The sequence below is a fragment of the Microbulbifer aggregans genome (assembly GCF_020524005.1).
Taxonomy (GTDB): Bacteria; Pseudomonadota; Gammaproteobacteria; order Pseudomonadales; family Cellvibrionaceae; genus Microbulbifer; species Microbulbifer aggregans_A.
Window position 1 is genome coordinate 579,122 of record NZ_JAIVKK010000001.1, and the last position, 16,201, is coordinate 595,322.

The 16,201-nt window shown below is 55.4% G+C and carries 10 protein-coding genes; 6 read left to right on the forward strand and 4 right to left on the reverse strand.

Features of this window, described 5'->3' with window-relative positions; translation table 11 throughout:
• Window positions 1-112: 112 nt before the first annotated feature.
• Complete coding sequence (locus LC093_RS02485; RefSeq protein WP_226661654.1) at window positions 113-2,959, forward strand: TonB-dependent receptor plug domain-containing protein; 2,847 nt, start codon at window positions 113-115, stop codon at window positions 2,957-2,959.
• Window positions 2,960-3,163: 204 nt separating this feature from the next.
• Here LC093_RS02485 and LC093_RS02490 read toward each other — a convergent pair whose 3' ends face one another.
• A complete protein-coding gene (locus LC093_RS02490; protein WP_226661656.1) occupies window positions 3,164-6,118 on the reverse strand; it encodes a TonB-dependent receptor in 2,955 nt (984 codons plus the stop codon).
• A 130-nt stretch (window positions 6,119-6,248) separates the two neighbouring features.
• Here LC093_RS02490 and LC093_RS02495 point away from each other — a divergent pair, with 130 nt between their 5' ends.
• Both LC093_RS02495 and LC093_RS02500 read left to right on the forward strand, forming a co-directional pair.
• Window positions 6,249-7,595: an MFS transporter gene (locus LC093_RS02495; protein WP_226661658.1), complete on the forward strand. Its 1,347-nt coding sequence runs from the start codon at window positions 6,249-6,251 to the stop codon at window positions 7,593-7,595.
• A 13-nt stretch (window positions 7,596-7,608) separates the two neighbouring features.
• Window positions 7,609-8,694, forward strand: coding sequence for a M24 family metallopeptidase (locus tag LC093_RS02500; protein ID WP_226661660.1), 1,086 nt, complete (start codon window positions 7,609-7,611; stop codon window positions 8,692-8,694).
• Between the two features lie 84 nt (window positions 8,695-8,778).
• Here LC093_RS02500 and LC093_RS02505 read toward each other — a convergent pair whose 3' ends face one another.
• Both LC093_RS02505 and pepQ read right to left on the reverse strand, forming a co-directional pair.
• Window positions 8,779-10,053: an NAD(P)/FAD-dependent oxidoreductase gene (locus LC093_RS02505; protein ID WP_226661662.1), complete on the reverse strand. Its 1,275-nt coding sequence runs from the start codon at window positions 10,051-10,053 to the stop codon at window positions 8,779-8,781.
• A gap of 51 nt (window positions 10,054-10,104) precedes the next feature.
• Window positions 10,105-11,478: a Xaa-Pro dipeptidase gene (gene pepQ, locus LC093_RS02510; protein ID WP_226661664.1), complete on the reverse strand. Its 1,374-nt coding sequence runs from the start codon at window positions 11,476-11,478 to the stop codon at window positions 10,105-10,107.
• Window positions 11,479-11,679: 201 nt separating this feature from the next.
• Between pepQ and LC093_RS02515 the strand changes: the two genes are divergently transcribed.
• From LC093_RS02515 to LC093_RS02525, 3 genes are all read left to right on the forward strand, one after another.
• Window positions 11,680-12,579, forward strand: coding sequence for a dihydrodipicolinate synthase family protein (locus tag LC093_RS02515; protein ID WP_226661666.1), 900 nt, complete (start codon window positions 11,680-11,682; stop codon window positions 12,577-12,579).
• A gap of 23 nt (window positions 12,580-12,602) precedes the next feature.
• Window positions 12,603-14,198: an aldehyde dehydrogenase (NADP(+)) gene (locus LC093_RS02520; protein ID WP_226661668.1), complete on the forward strand. Its 1,596-nt coding sequence runs from the start codon at window positions 12,603-12,605 to the stop codon at window positions 14,196-14,198.
• Window positions 14,199-14,272: 74 nt separating this feature from the next.
• Window positions 14,273-15,241, forward strand: coding sequence for a proline racemase family protein (locus LC093_RS02525; RefSeq protein WP_226661670.1), 969 nt, complete (start codon window positions 14,273-14,275; stop codon window positions 15,239-15,241).
• A gap of 71 nt (window positions 15,242-15,312) precedes the next feature.
• Here the strand turns inward: LC093_RS02525 and LC093_RS02530 are convergent, their stop codons facing one another.
• A complete protein-coding gene (locus LC093_RS02530) occupies window positions 15,313-16,185 on the reverse strand; it encodes a GntR family transcriptional regulator (protein ID WP_226661672.1) in 873 nt (290 codons plus the stop codon).
• Between the last annotated feature and the right edge of the window lie 16 nt (window positions 16,186-16,201).

The window sequence follows — 16,201 nt, forward strand, 5'->3', positions numbered from 1 at the left end:
CGGCCCACCTGTAGAAAAACCACCCTAAATAGCTATTGTGTACCAAGTAAACTTTGATATAACCTTTAATTGCTTTTGCACACAACAACAACATGTTTTAGGGAACCAACCAATGAATACATCAAAGAAGCTCCTGACGCTCGCCATTACCGCGGCGGCCAGTCACAGCTCCCTTGTGCATGCGCAAGAGGCTATAGAAGAGAGCAATCTGCTGGGTGATGCAGCACTGGAAGAAGTAGTAGTCACCGGCTCACGTATCCAACGGTCAACTTTTGATACCCCCTCCCCCACAACCATGATCGACAAAGAATCGATCAAAATGACGGGCGAACTGAACCTGAATGAAGTGCTCTCCACCATGCCGCAGTTCGGCTCCGGTCTTGATTCCACCAGCGGCAGCTATTCCTTCGGCAACTCAGGACTGAACGTACTTGACCTGAGGGACCTTGGCGTAAAACGCACTCTCGCGCTGGTCAACGGGCACCGTCCGGTACAGACCACCAGCGATGACAACACGATGGTGACCGAGATCGGCATGATCCCCAGCGAACTGATTGAGCGGGTTGAAGTGCTGACGGGCGGTGCATCCGCTGTATACGGTGCCGATGCCGTGGCCGGTGTGGTCAACTTTATTCTTAGAGACGACTATGACGGTATGTCGTTGCGCGCCCAGGCCGGTGATTCCGATGCTGGCGGCGCCGCGAACAAATCACTCACATTTACCTTCGGTGAAAATTTCGCAGAAGAGCGTGGAAACATCGCACTCTCTCTCGACTATTTCCAACAGGATCCCCTGTACTTCCGCGACCGCAAAAGCGCAGCGGGCAGAAACCGCTACATTCCCAATCCGGAAGATACCGGGCCTGACGATGGAATCCCTGATCAGATCATCCACGACAGCGTCACCTATCAGGATTTCAACATTGACGGCAATGTCTTTGGTGTCTGGAATGGTGCCGCCGGCGACAGCGACTGGTACCAAATTGACGGTGCGGAAGCCGTACTGCGCACCCCCGCAACCGCCATATCCCAGGGCTGGATGGTTACCGATGGCAGCGGCTTTGATCCCAATGCCTACAACTTCGCACGCAGCCCGTATGAGCGTTTGAACAGCTACAGCCGGGTCAACTACGAGATTAGTGAAAGTATCAGTATCGCCGCTGACCTCACTTATTCGGCTACCGAGTCCTATGATGAAATCGATCCGGATTTCATCTTTTCTTCCTGGACTACTGTCGAAGAACTACAGGGCAATGGCGTAACCATTCCCGACAGTGTGCTGACGGTGCTTGATGCCTACGGTGACAACTGGCTGCAACTCCCCTACACCTTCGATGAAGCGGGCCCCCGCTGGCACGAAACCGACCGGGAATACGTCGCCGCCACCGTTACCCTCGAAGGTGAACTGGACAACGGCTGGCAGTGGGACACCTACGTCAGCAGCGGATATACCAGTACCGAGCTCACCCGTGGCAACAACATCCGCTACGACCGCATCGATGCAAATACATTTACCCTGATCGGACCTTGTGTCGAAGCGGGCAACTGCCCGGAGTTTTCCCCGTTCGAGCCGACTTCTGATGCAGTCAACGACTACATCATGGCCACCCATGTCACCACTACGGATATCAAGCAGCACACATTTGCGGCAAATATCACTGGCGACCTGTTTATGGCGCCTGCCGGCATTGTGAAATTTGGTGCTGGCTTTGAGTCGCGCTATGAAAACCTGGATTACCAGCCTTCTGAGCTTTGGGAGTCTGGTGTGCTCAGCTCTCAACAAACCTCCATTGATGACGTAAGCCGAACCGTGCACGAAGCCTACGGAGAATTGCTGGTGCCCATTTTGGCGGACCTGCCACTTGTTGACAGCCTCGAATTTGAAACAGCGGTAAGGGCTGCAGAATACTCAACCGAAAGCGCAAACTTCACCAGCTGGAAAACCGGTCTGAACTGGGCGATCAACGACAGCCTGCGTTTCCGCTCGGTCTATTCCATGGCGGTGCGGGCACCACAGCTGGGCGAAATGTTTCTCGGTACCAGTGTGGGGTATTCAGACCTTACCGACCCCTGCGACTCTGACGAGATCAGCGGCGGGCCGTCTGATGGCCGCCGCGCCGCCAACTGTGCCAGCCTGGGGATCGACGCGGGGTGGGATTCGAACCTAAAAGGCCAGCGCGGCCGCGTAATATCCGAGGGCAATGAAAACCTCACGGAAGAAGAAGCGACCACGTTTACCGCCGGCTTCGTGTTCACCCCGACATTCATTGACGGCCTGAATGTATCGATCGACTACTACGACATCGATCTCAGCGACATGATTGTGCGTTTCGGTGCGAGCAAGACCCTGTCCCTCTGCGTCGACTCAGAAACCGTCAATAATGACTTCTGTAGCCAGATCGTACGCGCAGCTAATGGTGACGTAGAGTCCGTGCGGGATACTTATATCAATGCCGACGGCTCTCGCCGCACCGGTGTCGATATCGAAGCGGACTACAAGTTCAGTCTGGCCGACGCGATCAGTCTGCCGGGGGATCTGCGTTTCAATCTGCTCGCGACGCGCCAGCTGGAACACTCCTACTCTGCCACCGACGGGCTTACCGGAGAATTGATAACAACCGACTACGCGGGCGAATACGGTGTCCCCGACTGGAAAGCGGATCTCAGTACTACGTACTCTTTGAACGACCTGACGCTTCGCCTGACAACCAAGTTCACCCAGGGTGGTCCCATTGATCTGGATGGCCGCGCTGAGCGCTATGAAAACAGCGTGATCAAAGATTCGCTCTACTACAACCTCTGGGCCGGCTATCAAGTCAACGAGGCTGCACAGGCATACGTCGGTGTGAACAACCTCACCGACGAAACCTGGACCGATCACCCCTACACCTCCTGGGGTTCCGCGAACTATTCGCTGCTCGGTCGTTACATGTTTGCCGGAGTCAGCTTCACCTTTTAAGGCAGCACACAGCATTCACCTTGTACTCACAGGTACATGCCCTCCCCGGGCACTTTAGAGAGTCAACCGAACCTCTCTGGTTTTGCGCCGCTCTGCGGCGCCTTTTTTTGCCTGTACAAAAGCACTTTTCACCAACACAAAAAATCCCGGCTTTGGGCCGGGATTTTTTGTGTTGCCTTCTGGGCAATTAACTGGAGACTCAGATTAAAAATCGTAACGGGCTATCAGGCTGAAATAGCGTGCACGGTTTCTGCTTTCGGTAAGACCATAATCCGGGTTTACCAACAGTCCGTTATCCCCCTGAATGCTTCGGATCTCATTGACATCCAGCGGCGCATCGTCATCCAGAACATTGTACACGGTACCTTTCAACAGAAGGTCACCATCAAACAGCGGCATGCGATAGGCCAAAGACAGATCCAGCTGTTTGGTCCATGGCAAGTTACCCGCAGTACCCCTGCGCTTGGGGTTGCCATTTTCGTCGTAGAACGATGCTTCACCATAATATTGGCTGATGCAGTCACTCCAGGGACTGGTATCCGCGCAGCTATCAACTCCCTCTGGATGGATACTGAAATAGTTCTGGGGACGCCCGGAAACCACGGAGCCCACAAGGCCTAGTGTCAGGTTCTCAGAAATATCGTAGAAACCGTTCAGTTTTAACGCATGGCGATGATCATTCGGCAGGTCACCATAACTGTGGTCCATCAAGTCTGCATAGTCATATGACGTAGTCCAACCGGGATCGGCTTGGTTGTTGTCGGTACGCACCAGGCCTTCCGTATTGCCATAGCTGTGAGACCAGGTGTAGGAAACATCCATAAACAGGCGGTCAGTCACTTGTCCGCGCAGGGAGTTCTCCAATGCCAGGTATCGACGGGACGCCTTTGGCAGCGCCAGCTCTTCCGCGCTCAGGCTCACATTGTCTACAGTACCATCGCCGTCAAAATCATAACTGATGTCGACGTCTTCGCCCGGGTTCAGAAGTACGTAGTAGCTCCCCTGCCCCACGTTGTCCTCAATGCCATTCGCCTCCAGATAGTTACTCAATACCGGGCCTATATCGCTATCTTCAATCGAGCGTTTGAGGTCCCGGTAAATACCGCGCACGCCAAATACCATGCCGTCAAAAACCAGGGTTTCCATACCCAAGGTAAACTCGTCTGCATACATGCCTTCGAGGTTACCACTCGCAATCAGGTCAGGCTCAACGATGCCCTGCTGGCGTACCCAGCTGTGTAGCAACTCATCGCGATTTGGTGAACCATCTTCATTCAGCAGCACCCGCCCATTGGCATCTGCTGTGCCCGGCGCGTAGTAATCGAATGTTTCGCGGGAGTAAGAGCCCTGGGTGATGTTCATATTGGCGGACACCGGCTGGTAATAGCGGCCAAAGGTAGCAAAGGCCTTACTGTTGCCGTCACCGTTGAAATCCCACACAGCCTGGATACGCGGGGAAATCCCATCGTTATCCACGAAGGCTTCACCACCAGTCACCGTATTTTCAAACTGCTCGTAGCGTGCGCCCAGGTTCAGGGTGAAGGTATCCGTCATCTCCCATGAATCCTGGACATAGAGTGCTGTGGAAGTAACGGTGGAATCCGTACCCCGCACACGAATACGACGCTCAATAAGATCAGTGCCTTCCGGCTGCAACGATGGATCGTTTACTTTCGCCAAACGCTGCTGCCACCAGCCCCGGGCATCGCCCAGGCCATTCTGATTCTCCTGATAGAACACATCCAGGCTGCTGTAGTCCACACCGAACTTGATCGTGTGATCCAGCAACTCATAACGCAGATCCAGACGAACCTGGTCGCGGATGTAATCTTCATCGTAAATCGTTGAGTCACTGTGATTACTGAAACTTACGCAGGTCCCACGACAGTCATAAACTGACGGAAAACTGTTCAGCGCCGAGTTATAAACGGTTTCCTGTGTTTGCCCGGCAGTAAAGTCCACTGTCAGGGCGTCAGTGAAGCGACCGTTATAGTGCATGCCATACACCTGGCCACCGCTCCGGCTTTTCGTAGTGCCACCAAATTCGCCGATAGCGTCCAGTGCCGGGTCGTAATTGAAGTTATCGTACTGTCCACGCTCTTCGTTATTGATCGCAGTGAAATCCACTGCATGGTTCTCATTGATAAACCAGTCGACAGTTACCAACCAGCGATCTTCCTTACGTGTGCGATCGTAATATGTGGATCCCGATGCCCAGGTGTCGTCCGTCTGTCGCGGACTGAATAGCGCGTAGAAAAATGCCTTGTCCTTGACAATCGGGCCACTCCCCCATACCTGGAACTCCTGGAAATCCATTCCATTCTGTTCCGTATTGATCGCGTATTCACCCGCGGCATTATGAATCGAACCGTGTTGACTACGCAGAGAGTCCGGGTCCACCCGCACCTGTGAGCCAAAATTGAATTCATTGTTACCGGATTTGGAAACCGCATTGATAATGCCACCGAGCGCACCGCCAAACTCGGGATCAATAGCCCCGGTTTTTACCTGCGTCTGACTGATGGCTTCCCAGGGCAATGCAATGGATCCAAGCCCGGTTTTGATATTCGAGACGTTAAGTCCGTTCAGGTAATAGCCATTCTCAGCCGAAGACGCGCCACCAAAACTGGAGGCGCCATTAAACGCGGAGCCACCGGGTGCCACCACGCCGGGGGCCAGCTGCGCCATGGCTTCAAAACCGGTGTTCACCGGCAGCAGTTCCAGTTTTTCCTGGGTAATAACAACACCCGCGGTAGAGCTCGCGGTATCCACTGGCCGCTGTCTGCTGCCAGTAACCTCGATTACTTCGAGTGTTTCCCCATCGCGTGCCAATTGGCCGTCGTAGATTGCCGCCACACCGACCCGAACCAATACCTGGGGCGCGCCCGCAGTGTCATAGCCGTCTTTTTCAAATGCCAACGAATACTCGCCCACCGGCAGGTTGTTGAGGTTGTACTCCCCTTTGGCATTACTGGTTACGGTGCGGGTAAACCCCTTACCCAAATGCCTGACAGTAACCTGGGTGCCGGGCAAGACCTCTCCCGTCGCACTGATTACATGCCCCTTCAAGGTGCCGCCAGAAGTATCGGCAGCCATTGCAATTCCACTGCCCAAGGTCGCGCTGATCGCGAGTGCGAGCAGCCTTTTCTTGATTTCCATGGTCTCTAACCCTCGTTTCAAGTTGAGTTTTTTATTATTTCGCAGCAAATATCTTTGCATGCAATATCAACTTAAACATACCTTGTGTACAATGACAACAAATAACCAATAACGAAAATAGGGTCACACTATGAGCACGTCGAATACGGCGCCAGGCTATATAAATAGCCATAAGAGACGCGATAAAACCGCAACCTTCGAGCGCAGTTTCTATATCGCCAATGTGATGGAAATATTCGAGCGGCTCGCCTGGTACGGCTTCTTCACGCTCTCTTCCCTGTATATGAGTAATCCTACCGAAGACGGCGGTATGGGCTTTTCGGATATCGAGCGCGGAACCATCCAGGGCGTCATTCCCTTTATCCTGTATCTGCTACCGGTATTTACCGGCGCCCTTGGTGACCGCTACGGATATAAGCGTATGTTCTTTATCGCTTTTGCGATCATGACTCCGGCTTACTACTTACTGGGCCAAGTGCAGGGCTTCTGGCCGTTCTTTATTGTTTTACTGTCCGTCGCAATTGGCGCGGCGATATTCAAGCCCCTCGTAGTGGCTACCGTAAGCCGGACCACCAACGCTGAAAATCGCAGTGTCGGTTTTGGTATTTTCTATACGATGATCAATGTGGGCGGTTTTATCGGTCCGATCATTGCCGGTGTAATCAAGGGAATAAGCTGGGAATGGGTATTTGGCGTTACCGCCTTCTGGATTGCGATCAACTTCCTGCTACTGCTGCTATATAAAGATCCTTCCATTCAAGATTCAGGATCTTCTGCGGCCTCGACCGAATTACGATCTGTATTTCGGGATATCGGACTGGTTTTGACCAACCGATCTTTTGTTCTCTATTTATTGATCATGTCCGGGTTCTGGGCCTGCTATAACCAATTGTTCCTCACCCTGCCGCTATATATTCGCGATTTCGTGGATACCTCTCCACTGCTTCGGGAAATCGAAAACCTGTCACCAACCGTCGCCCAGGCGATCGCCAGTACAGACGGCAGGCAAATCAGCCCCGAGTTCATCACCGCGTTCAATTTCGGCAGTATTCTGGCACTACAAATATTCATTAGCCGTTATTGCCGTGGCGTCCCGACAGTCCCCGTGATTGTTTCAGGTACCGTCGTAATGGCCACCAGCTTTCTGTGGCTGGGTTATGGCGTCGTAGCCAGCGGTCTCGGCGTGATCGCGGCGGTACTGTTATTTTCAGTGGGAGAAATGCTCGCCTCCCCCAAAAGCCAGGAATATGTGGCCGAAGTAGCGCCGAAAGAACAGTCTGCGCTGTTCATGGGTTACTACTTTCTGTCCATGGCCCTGGGATTTCTTATCGCTGGCCTGCTGTCCGGATGGGCGTACGCAACCCTGGTCAAGTCCATGAACCGACCGGATCTTTTATGGGGCGGATTTGCCGCACTCGCCATAATTACCGCTATTGGCCAGCTCTGGTATCACCGCCACTTACGTGGCCAACACTAAAGGATCTGTTCAAATGACACGCGTAGAACACGCAAGAAAAGCATTTATTCCGCAGAACATTGATGGGCTGCTAGTGGCAAGCATGGCAAACATCCGCTACCTCAGCGGGTTTGCCAGTGACGAAAACAATGTTGCGGTCCTCCTGCTTACTCCGGAACAACAATTCCTGATTACCGACTACCGCTTTGGTGAGCAGGCGGAAGAGCAATGTGGCGCAACCAATACCCAAGTGGTGGTCCGGGACCGGGCCCGCGAGACCATGGGGCAGCTCATCAACCGGCTGGCGGCGAACGCCGGTATCCAGTGCCTGGGCTTTGAGCCGAATCACTTCATCCATGGGCAGTGGCTGGCGCTCGAGCAGGAACTGACCATGGAGACAAAGGCCGTATCCGATGTCGTCGAAAGACTTCGCCGAATAAAAGATACGGACGAGCAGCATTTCATGCGTGAAGCCGCGAGAATCGGTGACCAGGCACTGGAGCTGCTACTCCCCAAACTCAAGCCCGGCTTGAGTGAGCGCGAAGCCGCACTCGAGCTTGAATATTCCCTGTTCAGGCTCGGCTCCGAGGGACTCGCCTTCCCCACGATCTTTGCTTCGGGGCCACGCAGTGCACGTCCTCACGGTATGCCCAGTGAGCGGCGCATGGAGAACGGGGATTTACTGACCATCGACTTTGGTGCCGTGGTCAATGGGTACCGCTCCGATATGACACGCAGCTTTGTCCTCGGACGCGCTTCCGCCCAGCAGCGTGAAGTTTATGCGCTGGTTCTGGAAGCCCAGCAGCTTGGCCTGGAGGCTGTCATGGCCGGGGTAACCTGCGCAAAGCCTGCCGAGATCGTCAGCCAATTCCTGGCCGACACCCCTTATAGCCGCCATGCAGGCGATGGACTGGGCCACGCCCTTGGACTGGAAACACACGAGAAGCCTTACCTGGCACTTGGTGACGACACATTGATTGTCCCGGGATTTGTAATGACCGTGGAGCCCGGAATTTACATCCCCGGCTGGGGCGGTGTGAGGATTGAAGACGATGTTCTCATAAAAGAGAGCGGGATCGAGGTGCTTAACAGATCGCCCAAGGACCTGATCGAGCTTTAATTTGGCGTGGGCGCTACAACCGTGCCCAAGCTCTCGTTTGTAATGCGTCAGGCGCCCTTGCCCGGGAAACCGGGCAAGGAGTTACTACAGCCAGCCGAAACGGGATATCGCATAGGGATTCACATCCAGCTCCGGCGTCTTGCCCTCAACAAGATCCGCGAGCAACTCGGCCGTTATTGCCGCCTGAGTGAGACCGAGATGCTGATGCCCAAACGCGAAATAGATTTCTTTGTGATTCGGCGCGGGGCCAATCACGGGAAGTGAGTCCGGTAGCGACGGGCGAAAACCCATCCAGCGCGTCGCGCCTTCCCTGGATACATTTGGCAACAGGGCAGCGGCATGCTGATACAGAACATCCGCCCGTTGGTAATTCGGCGGTGCATCCAGCCCCGCCAATTCCACCGTTCCGGCAAGCCGCAGCCCCTCTTCCATTGGCGTCATTACGAATGAGCGCTCGAAAGAAACCATTGGTCGCGAGATTGCGCAATTACTCTGCGGCAACATCAGGTGATACCCGCGCTCAGTATCGAGCGGTACCTTATAGCCCAACTGAGCGGCAAGCGACTTGGACCAGGCGCCAGTGGCCACAATGACGCGGTCAGCTTCAATCTGCCGCCCGTCCTGCAAGATAACCTTGCCGCCCCCACCTTCGACGGCGACCAGCTGACAAACCTCACCCTGCAAAAAGGCCCCACCCTGCGACTGAAATGCGCCCGCGAGCTCCGCAACAAGCCGGTATGGATTGATGCTGTGGGCCGTTTTGGGAAAGAAGAGCCCGCCGGCCACCTGCTGGCCGAGGTCCGGTTCCATTTCCCGCAGCTGGTCCCCACTCATCAACTCTATTTCGACGCCGAAGCTACGCAACAGCTCCACCGTGTTGGCATTTGCCGCAATGGAGGATTCCGACTCATAAATCGTAAGCGCACCATTCTTTGTCATCAGTTCGGAAAGACCGGTACGTGTCAGCAACCGATCATAGCTCTCGATGGACCGGCCATTCAGCGCCCGCAGGCTGTTGCAGGAGGCCCGCGCATTGTGCGGCAACGCGGCCAGCGCGAAGCGCATCAGCCACGGCAGAATCTTCGGAAGATACGACCAGCGAATGGACAAAGGCCCGAGAGGATCACGCAGGATTTTGGGCAGGCTCAGAATGGTCTGCATATTGGCCAGCGGCAAAACCACGTCGGTGGCAAAGTGCCCCGCATTGCCAAATGAACAGCCTCGGCCCGGTGCTTCGCGATCAACTAACAAGACGCTGTGCCCGCGGCTCTGCAACTGCTCAGCAATTGCCGTACCCACGATACCAGCCCCCACCACCAGTGTACCGACCCTGGAGCAGCCACTAACGCTTTTATTCATCGCTTGCGGTACCTTTTCCATTGCGGACAGTATGAACAGCTTCCCGTTTCACTACACCGTTTCCGTAGATATCGCACTAATATCGGCCGAACCCTCGTTTTCCAAAGCGGCAAACGCATCCCGGCTCTGATTTTCCACCCGGTCGTCGTGGACCAGCAGGCAGTCCTCTACACGTACACCACCATATTGACGGAAGCTATCGATTTTTTCCCAATTAACAAGGCGACTGTGACGGGAACGCGACAGCTCAGCAAGCAACATATCCATAAAGTAGATACCGGGCTCAATAGTGACCGCATGCCCAGGCTCAACATTGCGTGCCAAACGCAGGTAAGGCGCCCTTGGATCCCGCAGTTTCGCTGGTTCACGAGGCCCCATCAGGTAGCCCCCAACATCGTGCACTTGCAGCCCGATAAAGTGGCCCAGTCCGCATGGGAAAAACATATTACTGATCCCCTCTGTCACCATGGACTCCGCAGACATCTCAACAAATCCGAATTGCTGAAGGAGTTCAGAAATTTTCAAATGGGCCAACCAGTGCAGCTCCGGGAAGCTCTTCCCAACTTCAACGCTGTCCACCAGGGTACGCTGCACCTGATCCAGCGCAGAGGCCAGTTCCGCATATTCACCGTCTCGAAATGCGTAGGTACGCGTGATATCGCTGGCATAGCCGAGAAAATCCGCACCCGCATCAATCACCAGCGAGTGAATATCCCCTGGCCTCATCGGTTCGCGGTCCGCACCGTGGTAATGCAGAATCGAGCTGTGGCTGTTCATGGCAACAATGTTCGCATAGGGCAATTCTGCCTCCAGCACACCCGCGCCGCGCAGGTAGGCATGATGGATATCGAGTTCAGAGCCCCCGCCAAAAAACGCATCCCGTGCGGCATTGTGGCCTGCAGCACTCAGCAGGTTCGCCCGGCGCATACATTCCGCTTCGTACGGCGTCTTGTAACCGCGGTAGTAATGCAGCTCATCAATCAGGACTGCCGGGTTGAACTGCGCATCCGGCAGCGCCGGCAAACAACCCCGCTCCTCACCAATAAAGGCGCAGCCATCAAGGCTACCAGCCAGCTTAGCCTTTACCTCATCAATAGAAGTCGCCAGTTCAATCGCAAAACAGTCCGTCCAATAGCCCTGCGGATCCTCTGGCGGCTTGTGCCAGTAGTCTTCGGGCTGGAAATAGATTAAGCGCGGCTTGTCACCGATCCGAAAATCAATCGCGCAGTGCGGATGCTCTAGTAGAGGCACCCAGTGTTTGAAGTGTGGATTTACCTTGAACGTATAGTGATTGTCATCGAGGAAAGGGAGCTTGGCGGCGCCGGAAAAGATCACGACACGGTTGTAGCCGGAGGCCGTCAGCGCGCGCTCATGACGCCGGGTGAGCTCCTCTATGTGTTGGGGGTACAGGTCGGCCAGTAGCATGAATAGAGATTCCGCGTTAGTTCGAATATATGTTGGGGTCGCCGTAAGACCACGCCTGTAAAGCCCGGCCCGGCAAAATCCAGTTGACATCACTGGAAATTGTTATTTATTGTACACAATAACACATAAAGGCAAAGCGCTTTTTCTTGCGAACAGCGTCCGAGCCATACACCTACCGCGCAATAATGATGAGGAAGTCAAATGCAGATCAATTGGAGTGGCGTTTTCCCCGCAGCTACTACTCAGTTCAACGCCGATGAGAGCCTGAACATCCCGGCCACCCTGGAACATCTGGAGGTGATGCTGAATGCCGGAATCAACGGCCTGGTAATGCTGGGTACCGTCGGTGAAAACTGCTCCCTGAGCCAGGATGAGAAATTCGCGGTACTGGAAGCAACGGTCAAACATGTGGCGGGCCGGGTACCGGTGCTGACCGGCGTATCCGAGTACACCACTACCCAGGCCCAGGAATTTGCCCGCGCGGCCAAACGCGCCGGCGTGGACGGCCTAATGGTATTGCCCCCCATGTCCTATAAGGCGGACGGCCGGGAGATCGTCGCGCATATCCGCGGTGTAGCCGAAGCAACCGACTTGCCAGTAATGGTGTACAACAACCCTGCGTGCTACGGCGTCGACGTTTCCGCAGAAGCGGTCGCTGAGCTCGCGCAAGTCCCCAATATCGTGGCAGTAAAAGAAGCCTCTGATGATCCGCGCCGCCTGACGGACATCGCCAACCTGGTCGATGAGGACTTCGTACTGTTCTGCGGCGTGGATGACCTGGCCCTGGAAAGCCTGGCACTCGGCGCACACGGCTGGATTTCCGGCCTGGTCAACGCCTTCCCGCAGGAAAACCGCCTGCTTTGGGATCTCGCTACCAGCGGGAAATTCGAAGAAGCGCGCAAGGTCTATCGCTGGTACACCCCCCTGCTCCACCTGGATACCAAACCGAAACTGGTGCAATACATCAAGCTTGCGGTACAGGAATGTGGATACGGCAGTGAATTGTGCCGCAACCCGCGCCTTCCGATTTCTGGCGAGGAGCGCGATGAAGTACTGCGCATCATTCGCCAGGCTATTGCCACCCGCCCAGCCATCAACTGAGCATAATGAGTGGAGAATTTGCGATGTACACAGCTCCTGTCCTAGTGGCGGGTGAGTGGCGTCAAGCGGCCGAGTGCGGCCGCTTCCAACCATTCAACCCCTCCACGCGCGCGGCGATTGACCGTTATTTTCCAGTATCCAGTTGGCGAGACTGCGATGACGCGCTGGAATGTGCCGTTCAAGCAGCGGCACAACTGAAGCAGTTACCCGCCGAAACACGCGCAGCGTTCCTGGAACTCTATGCCAACAAAATTGAAGGCGCCGCGGATGAACTCTGCGAGATCGCCAACGAAGAAACCGGTCTTCCTATTGAACCGCGCCTGCTAAATGTCGAGCTCCCGCGTACCACAAACCAGCTGCGTCAGGCCGCCGCGGCTGCTCGCTCCGGCAGCTGGTCGCAGGCGACCCTGGATACCGCCGCCAATATCCGCACCCTGCGCGCACCGATTGGCCCGGTAATAGTATTCGGCCCGAACAATTTTCCGTTCGCGTTTAACGGTGTAGCCGGCGGTGATTTCGCCGCAGCAATTGCCGCCGGTAATCCGGTCATTGCCAAAGCCCATTCCGCCCACCCGCACACCTGCCAGAAACTCGCAAACCTTGCTCATGCGGCTGCACTTGAAGCTGGCCTGCCAGCGGCAGCCGTGCAGATGCTCTATGGAACGGCGAGAGAAGATGGTTTGCGCCTGGTAAGCGACCCGAGAACCGGTGCGAGCGCCTTTACCGGCTCTCAAAATGCGGGCCTTGCGCTCAAGCGCGCGGCAGATGAAGCCGGCAATCCGATCTACCTTGAGCTATCCAGTATCAATCCGATCGTGATCCTCGAAGGCGCCCTGAAGCAGCGCGGATTCTCCCTCGCGGAGGAATTTGCATCCAGTTGCCTGATGGGCACCGGCCAGTTTTGCACCAACCCGGGTTTGGTCATCCTTCCCGCGGGTGAAAGTGCGGATACCTTCGTGGATCGGTGTACAGCCTTATTTAACGAAGCCCCCGTAGGCACGCTGCTGAATAAAGGTACCGAGGACAATCTCAAGCGCGCTGCGCGCCAACTGTGTGATGCGGGAGCCGAACGACTTACCGCCGAGAACACCCAGGATCCCGATCGCTGCTGTCAGCCCAACACCCTCCTGATGGCAAAAGGGCAACAGTTCTTACAGAACCCCCACGGTTTTCAAACAGAGGCGTTCGGCAATACCGCGCTGATTGTGACGAGCCAGGGTACCGAAGAAACCCGCAAAATCCTTGAATCCCTCGAAGGCAACCTCACCGGCTGTATTTACTCGGCGGAAGACGGTGAAGAGTGCGGCGAAGACGACGCTGTTTACACGCAGCTGGAACCGGTACTGCGTAACAAGGTGGGGCGGCTGCTCAATGACAAGATGCCAACCGGTGTCGCCGTATCACCAGCAATGAATCATGGTGGTCCCTACCCTGCTTCAGGCCACCCCGGATTCACCGCGGTAGGCATACCAGCCTCGATGCAACGATTCAGCAAACTCGAGTGTTACGACAACGTACGCGCTCATCGTTTGCCCGCATTACTTCTGGACCGCAATCCAGGGAAGGCATGGCGACTGATCGACGGCGAATGGACACAGGGTGATGTCACACCACTGTGACAATCCCAGAGTGAATTTTAAAAGCAGTTACGAACCGTTCACCGTAAAATCTAACAATAATCTGGAGAATGTTGGTGTCAGTTCAGTCCAATTTCAGTATCGATGTAATCGATTCCCACACCGGCGGCGAGCCGACACGTGTGGTGGTCGCCGGCGGCCCCGATCTCGGGGACGGCACCATGGCCGAACGGCTACAGCGTTTTCGCGAGCAACACGACCATGTCCGCTCCGCGATTATCTGTGAGCCCAGGGGTTCCGATGTCTGGGTTGGTGCACTGTTGTGTAAACCCGTTAATCCGGAGAACGCCGCGGGGGTACTCTTTTTCAACAACGTGGGTTACCTGGGAATGTGTGGTCACGGCACGATCGGGGTTGCAGTCACTCTGGCGCGCCAGGGACTGATCACGCCCGGTACGCACAGGCTCGAAACTCCCGTTGGCGATATCTCGTTCGTTTTGCACAACAATCACCGGGTAAGCCTGGAGAATGTTTCCAGCTACCGATTTCGGAAAGAGGTATTGGTAGAGGTTCCCGGCATTGGCGCTGTGACGGGTGACGTGGCCTGGGGCGGAAACTGGTTTTTCCTCATCGGCGAGCACGGCCAGTCCCTTGACGCCAGTAACACCGGCCAACTTACCGATTTCTGCTGGCGGGTGCGTCAGGCTCTCAAGCAACAGGGAATTTGCGGGGAAGACGGCCAGGAGATTGACCATATCGAACTCTTCGGCCCGCCATCAGATCCCGGCAAGGCGGACAGCAAGAACTTCGTTCTCTGCCCGGGCAAAGCCTACGACCGATCCCCCTGCGGTACCGGCACCAGCGCAAAACTCGCCTGCCTGTATGCGGACGGGAAGCTCAAGGAAGGCCAGAGCTGGCGACAGGAAAGTATTATCGGCAGTGTCTTCGAGGGCACAGTCCGCAAAGACAACAGCGCAACGGATGAGTGGGAACGGATTATTCCGACGATTACCGGAAGCGCCTATGTCTGTGCTGAATCCAGGCTGATCGTCGATCCCGAAGATCGTTTTGCCTACGGCATCTAAAAGCGCAAAGCTTTAAGTGAAACCCGCGAATCCAAACAGGGACGTTCGGATTCGCACCTTCAGCTTTGCCTTTAGACGGCGTCCTTCGCATTCAAATAGTCGATCATCCTGGAAACGGCCTCGCGCTGCTCACGGATATGGGATGTCAGCGCCTTGCGCGCGCCCTTCCAGTCTTTGGCCAGCAGGCACTCGACAATTTCGCAGTGCTCCCGCGCCATTTCCCGCTTCACCTTTTCATCAATCACAGCGTAATTGAACAGCGCGTTGTAGAAAGGACTGTAGCGTTTGAAAAACTCGACGATATAGCGGTTGCCGCAGCGCTCAATCCAGTAGTCGTGCAGATCGAAATCCAGTTCTGACTTCGCGGCGCCTTTCCCCGGCCTGTTGGCCTTCAGTAATTGCTTGAGCTCGTCGTCGGTAAAATGCCCGCGAGCCAGCTCCAGCGCCTTCAGTTCCAGCATTTCCCGGATATCCAGGTAGTCGTGCATATCCTGCTCACTGAATGGGCGCACTCGCCAGCCACAGCGTGGCACATGCTCGATCAGACCGGCGCCCGCCAGCCGGGAGAAAATCTGCCGGACTACGGTACGCCCGGCGCCATACTGCTCGGCGGTGGCCTGCTCACGCAGGTATTCGGAGTCCTGATTCAGGCTGCGCGCGATCACCTCCTGGCGGATCTCATCATAGAGCTTGCTTTCGGTGGCATCCGGCTTCGGCGACTCGAGCTCCACCCCCTCCAAAGCTTCCGGCAACGCTTCCAGGCGGCCATTCTCCTTACGGCGAATAACTCCCTCTTCCACCAGCTCATCGATCGCGTGGCGCACCGGGGTCAAACTGACCTTATAGTGCTCAGACATCGCCCCCAGCGTAAGCCGGTAAGGAAGGCGGCCTTGCGCCTGAAGAACGGCTTTGACATCAGACTTGATGAATTCAGTAATGGTCATTGGGCCAACACTTGCT